Annotated in this window: 16 protein-coding genes; 11 read left to right on the top strand and 5 right to left on the bottom strand. The window is 69.9% G+C overall.

The genetic code is table 11. From position 1 onward, the window contains the following. Positions 1-306 precede the first annotated feature (306 nt). The 3 genes from motA to mnmD all read left to right on the top strand — a co-directional run bounded on the left by motA (position 307) and on the right by mnmD (position 3,435). Positions 307-1,176, top strand: coding sequence for a flagellar motor stator protein MotA (motA, locus tag ACK4FB_RS00870; RefSeq protein ID WP_409746714.1), 870 nt, complete (start codon positions 307-309; stop codon positions 1,174-1,176). Between the two features lie 123 nt (positions 1,177-1,299). Then, positions 1,300-1,557 (top strand): hypothetical protein, encoded by a 258-nt coding sequence (locus ACK4FB_RS00865; RefSeq protein ID WP_409746711.1) that lies wholly within the window; start codon positions 1,300-1,302, stop codon positions 1,555-1,557. 108 nt (positions 1,558-1,665) lie between these two features. After that, a complete protein-coding gene (gene mnmD, locus ACK4FB_RS00860) occupies positions 1,666-3,435 on the top strand; it encodes a tRNA (5-methylaminomethyl-2-thiouridine)(34)-methyltransferase MnmD (RefSeq protein WP_409746708.1) in 1,770 nt (589 codons plus the stop codon). A gap of 7 nt (positions 3,436-3,442) precedes the next feature. On the opposite strand, the gene ACK4FB_RS00855 is transcribed toward mnmD, so the two are convergent. Further along, a complete protein-coding gene (locus ACK4FB_RS00855; RefSeq protein WP_409746705.1) occupies positions 3,443-4,798 on the bottom strand; it encodes a peptidoglycan DD-metalloendopeptidase family protein in 1,356 nt (451 codons plus the stop codon). A gap of 342 nt (positions 4,799-5,140) precedes the next feature. Here ACK4FB_RS00855 and ACK4FB_RS00850 point away from each other — a divergent pair, with 342 nt between their 5' ends. From ACK4FB_RS00850 to ACK4FB_RS00835, 4 genes are all read left to right on the top strand, one after another. Then, positions 5,141-8,356 carry a YdbH domain-containing protein gene (locus ACK4FB_RS00850; RefSeq protein WP_409746702.1) on the top strand — a complete coding sequence of 1,072 codons (3,216 nt, stop codon included), beginning with the start codon at positions 5,141-5,143 and terminating at the stop codon, positions 8,354-8,356. Between the two features lie 81 nt (positions 8,357-8,437). Further along, the gene (locus ACK4FB_RS00845; RefSeq protein WP_409747077.1) at positions 8,438-8,626 is read left to right on the top strand and encodes a YnbE family lipoprotein; all 189 of its coding nucleotides are present in this window, start codon (positions 8,438-8,440) and stop codon (positions 8,624-8,626) included. Between the two features lie 12 nt (positions 8,627-8,638). Then, the gene (locus tag ACK4FB_RS00840; RefSeq protein ID WP_409746699.1) at positions 8,639-9,001 is read left to right on the top strand and encodes a DUF1318 domain-containing protein; all 363 of its coding nucleotides are present in this window, start codon (positions 8,639-8,641) and stop codon (positions 8,999-9,001) included. A 94-nt stretch (positions 9,002-9,095) separates the two neighbouring features. Then, on the top strand, positions 9,096-9,338 hold the full coding sequence (locus ACK4FB_RS00835; protein WP_409746696.1) for a hypothetical protein: 243 nt from the start codon (positions 9,096-9,098) through the stop codon (positions 9,336-9,338). Here ACK4FB_RS00835 and ACK4FB_RS00830 read toward each other — a convergent pair. Then, positions 9,322-10,452 (bottom strand): DNA cytosine methyltransferase, encoded by a 1,131-nt coding sequence (locus ACK4FB_RS00830; RefSeq protein WP_409746693.1) that lies wholly within the window; start codon positions 10,450-10,452, stop codon positions 9,322-9,324. The genes ACK4FB_RS00835 and ACK4FB_RS00830 overlap by 17 nt on opposite strands. An 83-nt stretch (positions 10,453-10,535) precedes the next feature. Between ACK4FB_RS00830 and ACK4FB_RS00825 the strand changes: the two genes are divergently transcribed. From ACK4FB_RS00825 to ACK4FB_RS00815, 3 genes are all read left to right on the top strand, one after another. Continuing rightward, positions 10,536-11,006, top strand: a complete 471-nt coding sequence (locus ACK4FB_RS00825) for a COG3650 family protein (RefSeq protein WP_409746691.1) — start codon at positions 10,536-10,538, stop codon at positions 11,004-11,006. A gap of 123 nt (positions 11,007-11,129) precedes the next feature. Beyond that, entirely contained in the window at positions 11,130-11,657 is a 528-nt protein-coding gene (locus tag ACK4FB_RS00820; RefSeq protein WP_409746688.1) for a CHAP domain-containing protein, read from the top strand. Positions 11,658-11,682: 25 nt separating this feature from the next. Then, positions 11,683-12,204, top strand: a complete 522-nt coding sequence (locus tag ACK4FB_RS00815; protein WP_409746685.1) for a GNAT family N-acetyltransferase — start codon at positions 11,683-11,685, stop codon at positions 12,202-12,204. Here ACK4FB_RS00815 and ACK4FB_RS00810 read toward each other — a convergent pair. Both ACK4FB_RS00810 and ubiG read right to left on the bottom strand, forming a co-directional pair. Further along, a complete protein-coding gene (locus tag ACK4FB_RS00810; protein WP_409746682.1) occupies positions 12,194-12,559 on the bottom strand; it encodes a hypothetical protein in 366 nt (121 codons plus the stop codon). The genes ACK4FB_RS00815 and ACK4FB_RS00810 overlap by 11 nt on opposite strands. A 45-nt stretch (positions 12,560-12,604) precedes the next feature. Then, positions 12,605-13,411 carry a bifunctional 2-polyprenyl-6-hydroxyphenol methylase/3-demethylubiquinol 3-O-methyltransferase UbiG gene (ubiG, locus tag ACK4FB_RS00805; protein ID WP_409746679.1) on the bottom strand — a complete coding sequence of 269 codons (807 nt, stop codon included), beginning with the start codon at positions 13,409-13,411 and terminating at the stop codon, positions 12,605-12,607. Positions 13,412-13,465: 54 nt separating this feature from the next. Here ubiG and ACK4FB_RS00800 point away from each other — a divergent pair, with 54 nt between their 5' ends. Next, entirely contained in the window at positions 13,466-14,725 is a 1,260-nt protein-coding gene (locus ACK4FB_RS00800; RefSeq protein ID WP_409746676.1) for an aspartate kinase, read from the top strand. 14 nt (positions 14,726-14,739) lie between these two features. On the opposite strand, the gene ACK4FB_RS00795 is transcribed toward ACK4FB_RS00800, so the two are convergent. Continuing rightward, complete coding sequence (locus ACK4FB_RS00795) at positions 14,740-15,105, bottom strand: hypothetical protein (RefSeq protein WP_409746673.1); 366 nt, start codon at positions 15,103-15,105, stop codon at positions 14,740-14,742. Between the last annotated feature and the right edge of the window lie 75 nt (positions 15,106-15,180).

The following is a 15,180-nucleotide window of genomic DNA, read 5'->3' as shown; positions in this document are numbered from 1 at the left end:
TGGGGAGGTGGCGCGGGCGCGACTCAGCGCCCGTGACGGAGGGGGCGTTGCGGGCGGTCAGGAACTGGCGATCATGGGGCGACACCGAGCCGCCCCCTCCACCACGCGGGCTGAGTCGCCCGCGCGGTCCCCCTCCCCGCAGGCGGGGAGGAGAAGATTGGCGCGAGGCGCTCTCGCGCCTGCGCTCAAGCAGCGAGCCGCCGCGCGGCGAGCGGTAGCGCACCTTAATGAAACACCGTTTTAAGCATTAACCGGCATGGTCCCCTGAAATCCGCGCCAGAACGGCGTGAAAAGGGCTGGCTTTCCATGTTTCAGATCATCGGCATCATCGTGCTGTTCGCAATGGTGTTCGGCGGATACACCATCGCGGGCGGGAAGATGGGGGTCATCCTGCACTCCCTGCCCTATGAGATGATGATGATCGGGGGCGCGGCCGTCGCCGCGCTGCTGATCTCGAACTCCGTCACCACCCTGAAAGGGGTGCTGGGCGGCCTGGGCAAGGTCTTCGCCGGGCCCAAGTGGAAGAAGGGCGATTACCGCGACCTGCTCAGCCTTCTGTTCCTGCTGACCAAGACCATGAAGTCCAAGGGCGTGATCGCCCTGGAAAGCCACATCGAGAAGCCGGCGGAGTCCACGATCTTCCAGAAGTATCCGAAGATCATGAAGGACCACTTCGCCACGGACTTCATCTGCGACACCCTGCGCATGATGACCATGAATCTGGAGGATCCCCACCAGGTCGAGGACGCCATGGACAAGCAGCTGGAGAAGCACCACCACGAAGCCCTGGCCCCGGCCCACGCCCTGCAGAACACCGCCGACGCCCTGCCGGCGCTGGGCATCGTCGCGGCGGTGCTGGGCGTCATCAAGACCATGGCCTCCATCACCGAGCCGCCGGAAATTCTGGGCGGCATGATCGGGGGGGCGCTGGTGGGCACCTTCCTGGGCGTGTTCCTGGCCTATGGCCTGGTCGGGCCGCTGGCCACGCGGCTGAAGGAGATCATCGACGGCGACGCGGCCTTCTACAAGATCATCCAGTCGGTGCTTGTGGCGCACCTGCACGGCAATGCGGCGCAGATCTCGGTGGAGATCGGGCGCGGCGACGTGCCGTCCAGCGCACAGCCGTCCTTCATCGAACTGGAAGAAGCCCTGTCCGAGGCCGGCGCCGCCGTCTGAACGCCAAAAGCTTGGCCGTAATCACGAACCCGTGAGAATCCGCTTGACGGGTCGCCTCACGATCGCGTTATCTGAGGGAGCGGGAATCATGACCCCGCACCACCCTTCTGAAGGATATCCCATATGACCATCCGTCAACTGCTCGTCGCCGCCGCCGGCGTCGCCGCCCTGTCCGTCGCCGCCTGCCAGCCGGCCGCCGAAGCCCCCGCCGCTGAAGAAGCCGCTGCCGAAGCCGACGCCGCCGCCGACACGGCCGCTGACGCCGCCGCCACTGCGGACGCCGCTGCTGAAGACGCCGCCGTCGCCGCCGGTGAAGCCGCCGCCGCCGCTGGCGAAGCGACCGAAGAAGCCGCCGCCGAGCCCGCTCCGGCCGCTCAATAATCCTTCGCTCGCAAGAGCACGGGATAAGAAAGGGGTCGCCCGTCGGGCGGCCCCTTTTTGCATGTCCGGCCTTGATCGCGCCGCCACGCGGATGCTCTAGCCCAGTCCATGACTGACGCACCCGACGCCCGCCTGGACTGGTCCGAGCCCGGCGCGCCGCGATCCCGGCGCTTCGGCGACGTCTACTATTCGATGGAGGACGGCCTCGCAGAGAGCCGCGCGGTTTTCCTCGAAGGCTGCGGCCTGCCGGACGCCTGGCGGGGCCGCTCCGGCTTCACCGTGGCTGAGCTGGGCTTCGGCACGGGACTGAACATCGCCGCCCTGCTGCACCTGTGGCGCGAGAGCGGCGCGACGGGACGCCTGCATGTCTTTTCCGTGGAAGGCTTTCCGGTTTCGCGCCAGGACGCCGCGCGCGCCCTGTCCGCATGGCCCGACATCGCCGAAGACGCCCGGGCCCTGTTGACGCGCTGGCCAGACGCCACGCCGGGCTTTCACCGCATGGACCTGCCCGGGTGGAACGCGACTATCGACCTGTTCGTGGGTGATGTGGCCCAGGCCCTGGCCCAGTGGAGCGGCATGGCCGACGCCTGGTTTCTGGACGGGTTCTCACCGGCCCTGAACCCGGACATGTGGTCAGACGCCGTGCTGGACGGCGTGGCCGCCCGGTCAGCGCCGGGCGCCCGCGTGGCCACATTCACCGTGGCGGGAGCCGTTCGCCGAGGCCTGACGGAGCGCGGGTTCGAGGTCCACAAGCGGCCCGGTCACGGCCGCAAGAGGGAGCGGCTGGAAGCCGCCCTGCCAGGCAAGCGGGCGGATCCCGGCGCGACCCGGGTCGCGGTCCTCGGGGCGGGCGTCGCCGGGGCGAGCATGGTCCGGTCCCTGCGCGCGCTCGGTCTCGACCCCCTGGTGATCGCGGAGGCGACAAGGGGCGCTTCCGGTTTTCCCGCCGCCCTGGCGACTCCCCGTCTGGACGTGGGCGACGAGGAGTTGGCCCAACTATTCGCCCAGGCGCTGGAGCGGGCCGGACAATTGTACGACGGCGTGGCGGGCGCGGTGGTGTCGCGCGGCGTGCTGAGACTGGAGCATGGCGACCGGGATGCGGGACGCTTCGACAAGGTGGCGAGACAGCCGATCTGGGGGAGCGCGGCCATGACCCGCATGGACGCCGCCCGGGCGTCAGGGATGCTGGGCGAGGCGGTGCGCGTCGGCGGCCTTATGATGCATGACGCCCTGACCGTCCGGCCGCCGGCGATACTGGACGCGTGGCTTGCGGGCGCGCCACGCGTGACGGCCCGGGCCGCGCGGCTGGAGCGAAGCGGCGCCGACTGGCGCGTCCTGGGCGAGGCCGGCGAGGTGCTGGCCCGGGCGGGGGCCGTGGTGCTGGCCGCCGGGTGGGGCGCAGCGGGGTTGGGCGTGGCGGGGCTTCAGCCTGTCCGGGGACAGGCGGGCTGGGCGGACCTGGCCGGGGCGCCGGCCATGGGTGCGGCCTGGGGCGGCTATGCCGCGCCCACCGGTGAGGGCGTGCTGTTCGGGGCCACCCATGACCGAAACGACACCGACGAAGCGGCGCGCGACGCCGACGATCAACGCAATCTGGAAACCCTGAAGGCGATGTTGCCGCAACTGGCAGGACGGCTCGGGGCCGGCCACATCCATCGCCATGCGGCGATCCGCGCGACCACCCGGGACCGACTGCCTGTGGCGGGCCGTCTGGAGGAGGGCCTGTTCGTTCTCGGCGGTCTGGGATCACGCGGCTTTACAGCGGCTCCGCTGCTGGCGGACCATGTGGCGAGCCTGATCGCCGATACGCCCTCGCCGCTGCCTCGGGCGCTGGCCCGGCGGGTAGCCCCGGACCGACCGGGGCTTGCGTCCCGCTGAGGGAAAATCAGCCCTGGGCGGGGCGAAGACCTTCGGTCGCGGCCTGCTGCGTCGGCGCGGCGCCGCCGTTGCGGCGCGCGGCGATCAGGGAGTCGATGCGACGACGCTCAGCCTGGAAGGCGGCCAGTTCACGCCCCGAAAGCTCGGACCCCTGCGGAATCTGCGCCCCGGTCGGATTGACCCGGGCGCCGTTGCGCCAGACTTCATAGTGCAGGTGCGGCCCCGTTGAGGCTCCGGTGGACCCCACATAGGCGATCACATCGCCCTGGCTGACCCGCTGTCCGGGGCGCAGGCCGCGGGCGAAGCGCGACAGGTGGGCGTAGCCGGTTTCCCAGCCGTTGCTGTGGCGCACACGCACCCAGTTGCCGTAGCCGCCCCAGCGACGCGCCTCGACCACCACGCCGTCGGAAGCGGCGAAGACAGGCGTGCCCGTAGGGGCGGCGAAGTCCATGCCCTGGTGCATGCGCTGGTAGCCGGAGATCGGGTGACGGCGCACGCCATAGTTGGACGAGATGCGCGCCCCGTCGATGGGCGTGCGCAGCAGGAAGCCGCGGATGTTCTTGCCGTCGGCGTCGAAATATTTCGCCTCGTTCGAGCCCTCGGGCTTGAAGCGATAGAACACCTGGCCCTTGATCTCGGCATAGAGCAGTTCGCCGGTGTCCACCGTGCGGCCGCTTTCGGTCACGGTGCGGTCGAACACCAGGGTGAAGCTGTCACCGGCCTTGATGTCGCGCGAAAAGTCGATCTTGTGCGAGAACAGGCGCACGGCCTGGGCCACGATGCGCGAATTGGCGCCAAGACGACCCGCAGAGGCGGACAGGGAGCCGTGAATCTCGCCGGTGGCGACCGTGGTTTCGTTGGTGACCTGCTCCTCGAGCTCGCGAAGACGCAGCGCGCCGTCGAAGCTGCGCGACACGGTCAGCTGGGTGGCCGGCCCGGTGCGCACCGTCAGCCCGATCAGGCGGGCGTCGCCGCGTCCGGCGCGGGGCCGCGAGATGGCGGTTTCGAAGCGCTGGCCCGCGCGGATGTTCACCACGTCATAGGCATTTCCGAGCGTGCGGACGATGGCCCGGGCCTCGTCGGCGCCGATGCCGGTGCGCAGCATGGCCTGCTCCAGGGTTTCGCCGCGCTGGATCTGGACCTGGACCGCCTCGGGCTGGCTCATGCCGGCCGGGGCGCCGGCGGACGCGAAGGCCTGGATTTCGAGGGCGGCTATCTGTTCGGCCGTCAGGAGCGGAACTTCCGCCGCTGTGACCGGTTGGTATAGCTTGCCGGCCAGCAGGGCCACAGCGACCGCGGCGGACGCCGTGAAAATATGCGGCGTGAAGCGCCTGGGCTGTCGGCGTGGATCGAACTGAGCCATCGGTCCCCGTCATTCGGCAGCGCCCTTACCGTGGCGCCTTGTCACTGAAAACTGTCTCGCCGGGGCTGGTCAACCCCGAAGATGCGAGCCGAAGCCTATAGCCCGCATGTCCCTTAATGGGAAGCATCCCGTTACAAATCGTTAACCGCCACCGTTTTCTCCGTGCAGGAGATGTTTTAACCGCGTTTGCCGAAGATCGCGCGTAAAGCTGCGCCGTTCGCCCGAATACCGTCACAGGCGAGGGGCAAGACCAGCGCCCCAAGCAGGATTCAAGGCTGGTGGTTTGCGCGGTCGCGCGTTCCGGCTATCCCGGTAGCGGCCATGCAGGACGATGGAGCGCGCGTGAGCGATACCCAGATCAGCCAGCCGGCCTCCCCCGTCATTCCCGACGGCGTCCGCCGTCGTCGCCGGCCCGGGGGCGGCCCCGGGCGTCTGCTCGTCGTGGCGCTGGTGATCCTGGGCCTGCTGCTGGCGGCCGCCCTGTCGCTGTACGCCGCGCGCCGCGAGGCGGCCCGGCAGATTCTGGTGGGTTGGCTGGAACAACGGGGGATCGAGGCCGACGTCCAGATCGAACGGCTTGAGCTGGACACCCTGACGGCCCGCATCCGCGTCGGCGACAGGGACAATCCGGACTTTTCCGTCGAGCGGGTCGAAATGGACTACGCCCTGGGTCTTCCTTGGTCTCCGTCCGGGCTGGGCGTGACTCCAAGCCGCATCCGCCTGATCCGCCCGATCCTGCGGGCCGGCTGGCGTGACGGAGTGTTCAGCATGGGATCGCTGGACCCCCTGATCGACGAGTTCCGCGGTCGCCCGCCGGGTCCGGACGCCCGCGGACCGCTGGTTCTGATCGAACAGGGCCGGTTGCTTCTGACCACAGACTACGGACCTCTGGACGTGCGCGCCGACGCCCGGATCGAGGACGGGCGTCTGATGCGACTGAGCGCGCGGGCGGCGGAAGCGAATCTGGTCAGCGGCGACACGCATCTGGCCCTTTCGGGCGCCCGTCTGGATCTGGCCACCACGGGGGAGCGCACCCGGTTCGACGTCGCAGCAGTCTTCGCGGAGGTCAACGCCCCGGGGCTGTCGGGCGAGGCCGTACGCGCGGGGTTGATCGGCGAGGCCCCCTACCCCGACCTCAACGCGCGGCGCAGCGAAGGCGATCTCCACCTGACCGCGACCCTGGCGGCCGGGCGGCTGGAGGCTGGCGATGTGTCCGGTCGGGCCGTGGGCGCGCGGGTCGGCCTGAACGGCCGGGTGAACGGCTGGCTCGAGTCCTTCACCCTCTCGGGCGAAAGCGAGGGCATGATCGGCGCCGACGTCCTGACCCTCGGCCAGACCAGCGCCTCCGGCGCGCGCATGTCGATCAGCGAGACAGTGCTGGACATGAGCCGGCGTGACGGCGCCCTGCGATGGCGGCTGGACGGGCCCATGACGCTGCTGGCCGACCGTATGCGGTCGGGCGACCTGACGCTGGCGGGTCTGGATGTCCGCTCCGGCGCCGTATCGGCGGGCGGGCGCAGCGGCGCGGGTCGGGCGAGCGCCTTCGAGATGACGGCCCCGGCTTCCTTCCGCGCGCGCCGCCTGCAGTTCGGCGACCTGAGCCTCACCGGCATCGACGGGCGGATGGACGCCGACGTGACCGGTCAGGGCGTCGTGCTGGTGGAGGCGGCCGGGCGGCTCCGGGCCGCGCGGGGCCGCTGGCCGCTGCTGGGCGAACCGGGCGCCGACGATCCGCCCGAGCTGGCGGCCCTGAAGCAGGCGCTGGGCGGCTTCGGTCTGGAGGCGTCGTCGTTCCGGCTGAGGACCGGCAGCACCGGCACGGAACTGGTGCTGGGCCAGGCGGCGCGCATCACCCCCCTGAACGGCGGCCTGATCACGCTGGGCGCCCACTCCGGCGCCCCGCTGTACGCCGCGAGGCCGGGTCAGACCGGCGGCGGGGCCTTGATTCTGACGGGAACGGCGCCGGAGACGGATGTGCGGGTCGCCGTTCCGCAATGGCGCCTGACCTCCGGCGGATTCACCGCCCTCCTGGACGGCGCGGCGGGCTTTAACTTCGGCTTCGCGCGCGATGTGAACGTGGCGGGGGCCGGGACCCTCACGTCCGGCGGCGGACGGCTCACATTCCGCCCGGACGGCTGTGTGGCGATCACCGCGGCGCAGCTGGCCTTCGGCGAGAACGACGCCCGGGGATTGTCGGGCGCCTTGTGCGCCCGTGACGGACCGCTGGTCACCGTGGCGGACGGGGGCTGGACGGCCGCCGGGCGCATGCAGGACGCCGCCGCCGAAGTTCCTTTCCTGGCCATGGGTTTCAGCAATATCGCCGGGCCGCTCACGGTGCGCGGGACCAGCGACGGGCTGGCTCTGGAGGCGGAGGTCGAAACCGCACGGGCGGCCGACACGACCCAGCCGCAGCGCTTCTATCCGCTGGAGGCCGCAGGCGCTGTTTCCCTGGCGGAAGATGTCTGGCAGGGCCGGTTCGACCTGTCGCGAGGCCCGCACAGGCTCGGGTCGGTGGACCTGAAGCATGACGGGCGCGCAGAGGCGGGCGGCGTGGCCTTCGACGCCTCGGGCCTGACGTTCGCAGAGGGTGGCCTGCAGCCGGGTGATGTGACCCCCCTGACCGCCGGTTTGGTCGATCCGCCCGTGATCGGCGGCGCGGGCTTTACAGGCCGATTCGACTGGACGCCCGAGGGCGCGACCAGCAGCGGCGTGCTGACGGTGCGGGACCTGGATTTCGTCAGTCCGGTCGGGCCGGTGACGGGCCTGAACGGCGAGGTGGCCTTCACCAGCCTCACGCCCCTGATCACCGCGCCCGATCAGCGCCTGACCGCCGAGGGGCTGGCGGCCCTGGCGCCGATCACGGACCTGAATCTCCTGTTTGAACTGGGGGCTGGATCCTTCCAGGTCTCGGGCGTGGATCTGGACGTGGCCGGCGGTCAGGTGATCATCGAGCCGTTCACCGTGCCGCTGGACCGCACCTTGCCCTTCGCCGGGACGCTGGTGTTCGAGAACGTGCAGTTGAGCGAACTGATCGGCGGCGCGGGCTTCGGCGAACAGGTGCTGTTGAACGCAGTCGTATCGGGGCGCGTGCCGTTCACCTGGGATCAGGCCAACGGCTTCCGGGTGGTCGACGGCTCGCTGTATGCGGTTCAGCCTGGCCGTCTGGAGATCGAACGCGAGGCCCTGAGCGGGCTGGAGGCGGGCGGCGGGGGCGAGGATGTGCCGCCCAACGTGGTTCAGGACCTGGCCTACCAGGCCATGGAGGATCTGGCCTTCGACATCCTGACGGCCCAGGTCAACAGCCTGGACGAAGGCAGGCTCGGCGTGCTGTTCCGAATCCGGGGCAGGCATGATCCGGCCCAGCGACAGGAGTTGCGCCTGACCCTGTCGGAGTTGATCAGCCGGGACTTCCTGAATCGCGAACTGCCCCTGCCGTCGGGCACCGAGATCGACCTGACCCTGGACACCACCCTGAACCTGAACGAGCTGGTTTCGGACCTCCTGTCCCTTAATCGGGCCCGACGCGGCGAACGTGACGAAAATTCTCGTGAAGATTGATGAAACTTCGCCGTTCAGGGCCGGTTCAGGCTAGATGGCGCTTGTTGGATGCGAACCCGTAAGCCGTGGAGCCTGCCGCCCATGATCTCGAAACGTGAAATCATCGCCGTCTGCGGCATCGCCCTGATCGGGTCCGCGGCCGCCTGCGCCCCCACGATCCGCCTGCAGGTGGACCCGATCCAGATATACGCCAAGCTGGACGCCGACGTGCGTGTCCGTCTCGACCAGGAGCTGCGTCAGCTTCTGGAAGAGAACCCCAACCTGTTCTGATCGGAGGATCGGATGATGAATTTTCGCAAGCTGTTCGTAATCGGCGCCGCTGTCGCCGCCCTCGGCGTAGCCGGCGCCGCCCTGGCCCAGACCAACGCACAGAAGTCCCTGATCGACCAGGCCAAGGTCGAGGGCGTGGTGGGCGAGCAGGCCGACGGCTATCTGGGCTTCCGCGCCGGATCCTCGGACTCCGCCCTGCAAGAGGCCGTGCGCGTCACCAATGACGCCCGCCGTCAGGCCTACGCCGCCCGCGCCGCCGAGACCGGCGTGTCCACCGAGGTGGCCGCCGCCCGCATGTTCGAGGCCCTGCTGCGCGCCCGCCTCTCGCGGGGCGAATGGTACCGCAACGCCCAGGGCCAGTGGGTCCAGAACTGATCGATCGGGCCTGACCATGCCGGCCTCCGCGCCCGCCCCGGATCCCCGGGCATCGTCGGCTCCGCGCCGAAAGGGGCCGGGGCCGCGCGGACGCGTGGCGCTGATCCTTCTGGGCGCCGCTGTTCTGTCAGGTCTGTCCGTGGCGGCCATGGGGTGGGCCTGGGAGGCCATCGGCGCGTCGCCCATGACGGTTCACGGCTGGATCGCCCTGGGCATCGGCGTGGTCGGCACGGCCCTGCTGAGCGCCGGTCTGATGATGCTGGCCTTTCACTCGGCCCGCAGCGGCCACGACGACCGCGTCGAGTCCGCCGACGAGCGAATCAGGCGGCGGTTCTGACCCCGCGCTCCAGCAGCGGCCGCAGGATCTGATCCGCCAGGGCGCGGACCACCGGCACGGCCACCGCGTCTCCCATCAGCTTCAGCGCCGCCACTTCGCTGGCCGGCAAGGCGTAGCTTTCCGGCAGGCCCATCAGCCGCGCAGCCTCGCGCCCGGTCAGACGCCGCACGCGGGCCCGTCCCCCCTCACAGACCACCACGAACTGGCGTGACGAGCCCCCGGCCGGCGTGCGCAGGCATCCGGCCAGGCCGTCAAAGCGGATCTCCAGCCGCTGGATCTTGGCCCCATTCTCCGTGCGCACCCGTCGATAGGCCGCGCCGACGCGCCGTTCGCCCGAGGCGATCACCGCATCCAGACGCGCCCGGTGCAGGGGCGACAACAGGTCCAGCAGAGCCGCGGCGCTGGTCTCATCCAGCCAGCCGGCGGACTGATCCGGCTGAAGCAGGGCGGCCAGATCGGTGTTGCGGCGCGCCGGCGCGGCCAGCCGCCACCAGATCCAGCCGGCCTTCAGTTCGTCCGGCAGAGCCGCCTGGGCGGCGCGGATGCGGCCGGTATGAAAGGGATGCTCCCCCTCCTCGCCCCCCGCCACCGGCTCGCGAGAAGCGATGATGAACAGGCGCGGCCGCGACTGGGGCAGCCACAGGGCCGCGTCCGCCTCCACCGCCCCGAACACATAGCCGCCGTCGTGAAGCGCCTGGCATACGGCGGCGAAATCGCGCCCCTGATTGGAGGTGAGAAGGCCCATGACGTTCTCGATGACGATGAGGCGCGGGGCCCGGCCCTGTTCGGCCAGGCCGGTCATGAGCCGCCAGAATCCCCAGAAGGCGCCCGAACGCCGGGCGTCCAGCCCGCCCCGCGCGCCCGCAAGGCTGACGTCCTGACAGGGCGACGACGCCCAGGCCAGGTCGGCCCGGCCCGGCAGGTCGCTCGGCGTCAGGTCCCAGACATCGGCCAGTTTCAGGATGTCCGGATCGGCGTGATTGGCCCGCCAGCTGGCCGCCTTGGCCCGGTCGAGGTCATTGGCGAAGGTCGTGCGAAACCCGGTCAGGCCCAGCCCGGCCAGCCCGCCCCCGGCGAAGAACTCATAAAGGTTGAACGGCCCGCGATTCGCCATGCGGCGACGCTAGCCCACCACGCGCCCCCTTGCACGACTGTCGTCGGCGCAGGCAGTCTGCAACTGAATACGGAGACCTGATCATGCGCGCCCCAGCCATCCTCGCCGTCCTCGCTCCTTTCGCCGCCCTGACCCTGGGCGCCTGTGCGGAGGGCGAAGCGCCGGATCAACCCGCGCCCGCGCCGGCCGCGCCCGAGGCGGTTCTGGGCGGGGTGACTCTGACAGAGCCCCTGCGGGTGATCGGGACCGAGCCCTTCTGGGCGGTCAACATCAATGGCGACGGTCTGGTCTATGACGGCGTCGACCGGCCCGAGGAGCGCGCGCCCAACGCCGGGCCCCAGATTGCGGGAACCACGGCCAGCTGGAGCGGCCAGACCGATCAGGGCCGGGCCCTGAACGTCACCTTGATCGAGACGCCCTGTTCGGACGGCATGAGCGACCGCACCTATCCCCTGACGGCGCGGGTGCAGATCGGCGAGGAGGCCCTGAACGGCTGCGCGGCCTCGGTGGATTTCCTGATGAATACGGACGAACAGGGCCAGCCGCGCACCTGAATGGCGGATTTCGCCCACCGCCGATCGCCACGAAAAGACCCAAATTGATCCCGGAAAGGGTTCTTCAACCCTTCGCGAACATGATTTATGCCTTGTGACGCGAAACGTCCGGAGCACGCCAGAATGATGAAACGGCTCACCGCCGCAATGGTTGCGGTCTCGCTTGGGGTTTTCACCCTCGCCACGCCCCAGACCGTCAGAGCCGATGAACCCTACTGGCAGTGCGTGACCTTCGCGCGCCTGCTGTCCGGCATCCAGATCTTCGGCGACGCCTGGACCTGGTGGCGTCAGGCCGTCAGCAATTTCCGCACCGGCGAGGCGCCCGAGGCCGGATCGGTGCTGGTGTTCCAGCCCCACGGCCGCATGAACCGGGGTCACGTGGCGGTGGTCAGCGACATCCTGACCGAGCGGGTCATCCGCGTCACCCACGCCAACTGGGGCGGCAGCCGCGGCCGGGTCGAGGAGAACGTCACCGTGGTGGACGTGTCGCCCGCCGGCGACTGGAGCCGGGTCAAGGTCTGGTACAACCCCATCAACGGCCTGGGGTCCACCGTCTATCCCACCTACGGCTTCGTCTATCGCAGCGCGGAGGGCGCCACCCGCGACGCCATCCAGACCGCCCGCGCCGGTCAGGCCCAGGGCCAGCCCTGATCCGATCCTGAAAGGCGGCCCGGCCTTGTCCAAAGCCGCATTCGGCGCCCTGACGTGGCGGCCAATGACGGACGCCGATCTCGATGGCGTCGTGCAGGTCGCCGCCGAGGCTTTCCCGGACCATCCCGAAGACCGCGCCTGTTTCGCCAATCGCCTGGATCTGTATCCGGCCGGATGCCGGGTTCTGGTCGATGAGAGCGGCCTGGTGGCCGGCTATCTGGTCAGCTATCCGTGGATGCTGGACGCCGCCCCGGCGCTGAACGCTCTGCTGCCCGCCCTCCCCAAAGCGCCCGAGGTCTATTATCTGCATGACCTGGCCCTCGCCTCCGGTGCGCGCGGCGGCGGACATGCGGCGCGCGGAACCGCCCTGGCGGTGGAGGCGGCAAAGGCCGCCGGCCTGCCCGCCGTCAGCCTGACCGCCGTCAACAACGCCGCGCCGTTCTGGACGCGACAGGGCTTCATCGTCCGGTCCAGCCCTGCCCTGGCCGCGAAACTGTCCAGCTATGGGCCTGACGCCGTCTATATGGTGCGCCCCGTCAGGGCATGACCGGCGGATCCGGCAGCCGGGCGCGGCACTGGTCGGCCAGAGCCGTGACCTCCTCGGTGGACCGCGACTCCAGGGCCTGGGCCTCCCGCGCCCGGATGGTTTCGGCCTGCTCCATGCGGGCGAAGTCGAAGCGCTCGCCCATGCTGCCGATCAGGGACATGGCCAGGTCGTCATACAGGACGGCCCGGTCGTCGTGACCGGCGCCCGAGTCCTGGACGTGGGCGGCGAAGCTCTTGGAGGCGGCGGTCTCGAAGGCGGCCAGACAGCGGACCGCCTCGCGCCAGTCTGTGATGGGCTCTGCAGGCTGGGTGGCGTTCAGGGATAATGCGGCGAACACTGAAACAAGCAACAACATGACTCTTCCTCCCCGGAAGGTGTTGAAACTATTATAGTTCAGGCGTCAGTCGCGGGTGGCGACCATCATGTAGTTCACGTCCGCGTCCACGCCCTGCGACCATCGGTCAGAGAGCGGATCATACGCGATCCCGAACGGGCCTTCCACTGCAACCGGCTCGTGCGACAGCATCAGGCGGATTTCGTCCGGCTTGAGGAACTGGCGCCAGTCATGGGTGCCGGCGGGCACCCAGCGCAGGACGTATTCGGCGGCGACCTTGCCGAGCGCCAGCGACTTCAGGGTGCGGTTGAGGGTGGCCACGATCATCAGGCCGCCGGGGGCCGTCAGCCGCGAACAGGTGCGGATGAAGGCCTCCGGATCGCGGACATGCTCGATCACCTCCATAGTCAGGACCACGTCGAAGGGACCGGCGCGTTCCGCCTCCAGCTGCTCGACCGTGGCGGCCCGGTAGGCGATGGGCAGACCCTGCGGCGCCGCATGGGCGCGGGCGGTGCCGATGTTCTCGGCCGAGGCGTCGATGGCGGTGACCGCAAAGCCCAGACGGCTCATGGGCTCGGCGATCAGCCCGCCGCCGCAGCCCACGTCCAGCAGGGACAGGCCCTGGAACGGCTTGCGGGCGCGGCTGTCGCGGCCGAAGCGGGCGGCGGCCTGATCGCGCACGAAGGCCAGACGGGCCGGATTGAACTTGTGCAGGGGGGCGAAGGGGCCTTTGGCGTCCCACCATTCCGCCGCCTGGGCCGAGAAGCGCGCCACGTCGGCCGGGTCGATGGAAGCGCCGCTGGCGCCATCGGCGAGGATTTCTTGCGGCGGCGGGGCTTCTCGCGCCGGGCGGGTGTGACTAGAAGCGGCCATGGCTCAAGGGATGAACGCCCGGGCCGCGGTTTGCAACGGGGGATTCGCGCCACGATGACGCGCCTGGTGATGAAGTTCGGCGGCACCTCCATGGGGGACCTGGAGCGCATCCGCCGCGCCGCGCGCATCGTCGCCGCTGAGGTCAGGGCCGGGCGCAAGGTGGCGGTGGTGGTCTCGGCCATGGCCGGCAAGACCAATGAACTGGTGGCCTGGACCGACGGGGCGGGCAAGCCGGGGGCGGGCGTTGCCCTGTCCGACGACGAATACGACGTGGTGGTGGCCTCGGGCGAACAGGTGACGGCGGGGCTGCTGGCCCTGACCCTGCGCAATCTGGGTCTGGACGCCCGCAGCTGGATGGGCTGGCAGATCCCGATCCTCACCGATGACGCCCACGGCCGGGCGCGCATCGAGGACATTCCCGGCGAGGTGCTGGGCGCGGCGGTGGACTCCGGCCAGGTGGCGGTGGTGCCGGGCTTTCAGGGGGTGACCCGCGACGGCCGGATCACCACCCTCGGCCGGGGCGGCTCGGACACCTCGGCGGTGGCGGTGGCCGCGGCGCTGGGCTGCCCGTGCGACATCTACACCGACGTGGACGGGGTCTACACCACCGACCCGCGCATCGAGCAGAAGGCGCGCCGGCTGGAGCGGGTGTCCTACGAGGAGATGCTGGAGATGGCGTCCCTTGGCGCCAAGGTGCTGCAGACCCGCTCGGTGGAGCTGGCCATGGCGAAGCAGGTGCCCGTGCGGGTGCTGTCCAGCTTCATCGAACCGGACGAGAACGGAACCCTGCCCGAGAAGTCGGGCACCCTGATCTGTGAAGAGGACGAGATCGTGGAAAAGCGCATCGTGTCGGGGGTGACCATGAGCGGCGACGAGGCCCGCATCACCCTGCTGGGTCTGCCGGACCGGATCGAGACCACCGCGCGGCTGTTCACCCTGCTGGCGGAAGCGAACGTGAACGTGGACATGATCGTCCAGTCCCGCGCCCGCACGCCCGAGACCGTGAACCTGACCTTCACCACCGGCCGCCGCGACGCCTCGCGCGCCGCCGACCTGACCCGCGCCGCCCAAGGGGAGCTGGGCTTCGACGAGGTGGCGGTGGACGAGGACGTGGCCAAGGTCTCGGTCATCGGGGTGGGCATGCGCAGCCACGCGGGCGTGGCCCAGACCATGTTCCAGGCCCTGGCCGACAAGGGCGTGAAGATCCAGGCCATTTCCACCTCCGAGATCAAGATCAGCGTGCTGATCGACGCCGCCTACGCCGAACTGGCGGTGCGGGCGCTGCACGGGGCCTATGGTCTGGAAGCCGCCTGAACCGGGCAGCCCGTTTACAGGGGAGCTGTAACGACTCCTGTCCCGACCGGGCGGTCCCGCTCGAAGGCCTCGAAGGTCTGTCCTTCGCGCAGCGGCACGGGACAGGTCAGGGTGATGCGTCGGGTCGTTCCCGGAGCGACGCCGCCCCCGCCGGGAACCGCCACCACGCATTCCACCCGCGGACCGCCGTCAAACGAAACATTGGGGCGATAGGTCCTGTAGATCGAAGTGGTTCGACCGCCTCGCGGGCTGCGTTCCTGGAGGCTGAAGTCCACGGTCGCAGCCTGGCCGGCCGGGTAATGATGACGGTCGGCGGCGCCCGGTTGGGCCATGACGGGGCTGGCGGCGAGCAGGCCGACCATGAGCAGGGGCTTGAACATGCCCCAAGGCTAACCTGTAATTCGCGCCCTGCAAGTCGCAGCCGGACAAGGGGGCTATGCCGTGGGCGCGCCCGC

Origin of the sequence: Brevundimonas sp., assembly GCF_046299535.1 — a bacterium.
GTDB lineage: Bacteria > Pseudomonadota > Alphaproteobacteria > Caulobacterales > Caulobacteraceae > Brevundimonas.
Note: the sequence above shows the minus strand (reverse complement) of the source record. Positions and strands in the feature narration are given on the sequence as shown.

What these genes read in the sequence shown, in the direction of transcription:
- ACK4FB_RS00820 (WP_409746688.1), top strand. Translation starts at nt 11,130, where the DNA reads ATGATGAAACGGCTCACCGCCGCAATGGTTGCGGTCTCGCTTGGGGTT.
- ubiG (WP_409746679.1), bottom strand. Translation starts at nt 13,411, where the DNA reads ATGGCCGCTTCTAGTCACACCCGCCCGGCGCGAGAAGCCCCGCCGCCG.
- motA (WP_409746714.1), top strand. Translation starts at nt 307, where the DNA reads ATGTTTCAGATCATCGGCATCATCGTGCTGTTCGCAATGGTGTTCGGC.
- mnmD (WP_409746708.1), top strand. Translation starts at nt 1,666, where the DNA reads ATGACTGACGCACCCGACGCCCGCCTGGACTGGTCCGAGCCCGGCGCG.
- ACK4FB_RS00830 (WP_409746693.1), bottom strand. Translation starts at nt 10,452, where the DNA reads ATGGCGAATCGCGGGCCGTTCAACCTTTATGAGTTCTTCGCCGGGGGC.
- ACK4FB_RS00840 (WP_409746699.1), top strand. Translation starts at nt 8,639, where the DNA reads ATGATGAATTTTCGCAAGCTGTTCGTAATCGGCGCCGCTGTCGCCGCC.
- ACK4FB_RS00800 (WP_409746676.1), top strand. Translation starts at nt 13,466, where the DNA reads ATGACGCGCCTGGTGATGAAGTTCGGCGGCACCTCCATGGGGGACCTG.
- ACK4FB_RS00865 (WP_409746711.1), top strand. Translation starts at nt 1,300, where the DNA reads ATGACCATCCGTCAACTGCTCGTCGCCGCCGCCGGCGTCGCCGCCCTG.
- ACK4FB_RS00810 (WP_409746682.1), bottom strand. Translation starts at nt 12,559, where the DNA reads ATGTTGTTGCTTGTTTCAGTGTTCGCCGCATTATCCCTGAACGCCACC.
- ACK4FB_RS00795 (WP_409746673.1), bottom strand. Translation starts at nt 15,105, where the DNA reads ATGTTCAAGCCCCTGCTCATGGTCGGCCTGCTCGCCGCCAGCCCCGTC.
- ACK4FB_RS00855 (WP_409746705.1), bottom strand. Translation starts at nt 4,798, where the DNA reads ATGGCTCAGTTCGATCCACGCCGACAGCCCAGGCGCTTCACGCCGCAT.
- ACK4FB_RS00845 (WP_409747077.1), top strand. Translation starts at nt 8,438, where the DNA reads ATGATCTCGAAACGTGAAATCATCGCCGTCTGCGGCATCGCCCTGATC.
- ACK4FB_RS00825 (WP_409746691.1), top strand. Translation starts at nt 10,536, where the DNA reads ATGCGCGCCCCAGCCATCCTCGCCGTCCTCGCTCCTTTCGCCGCCCTG.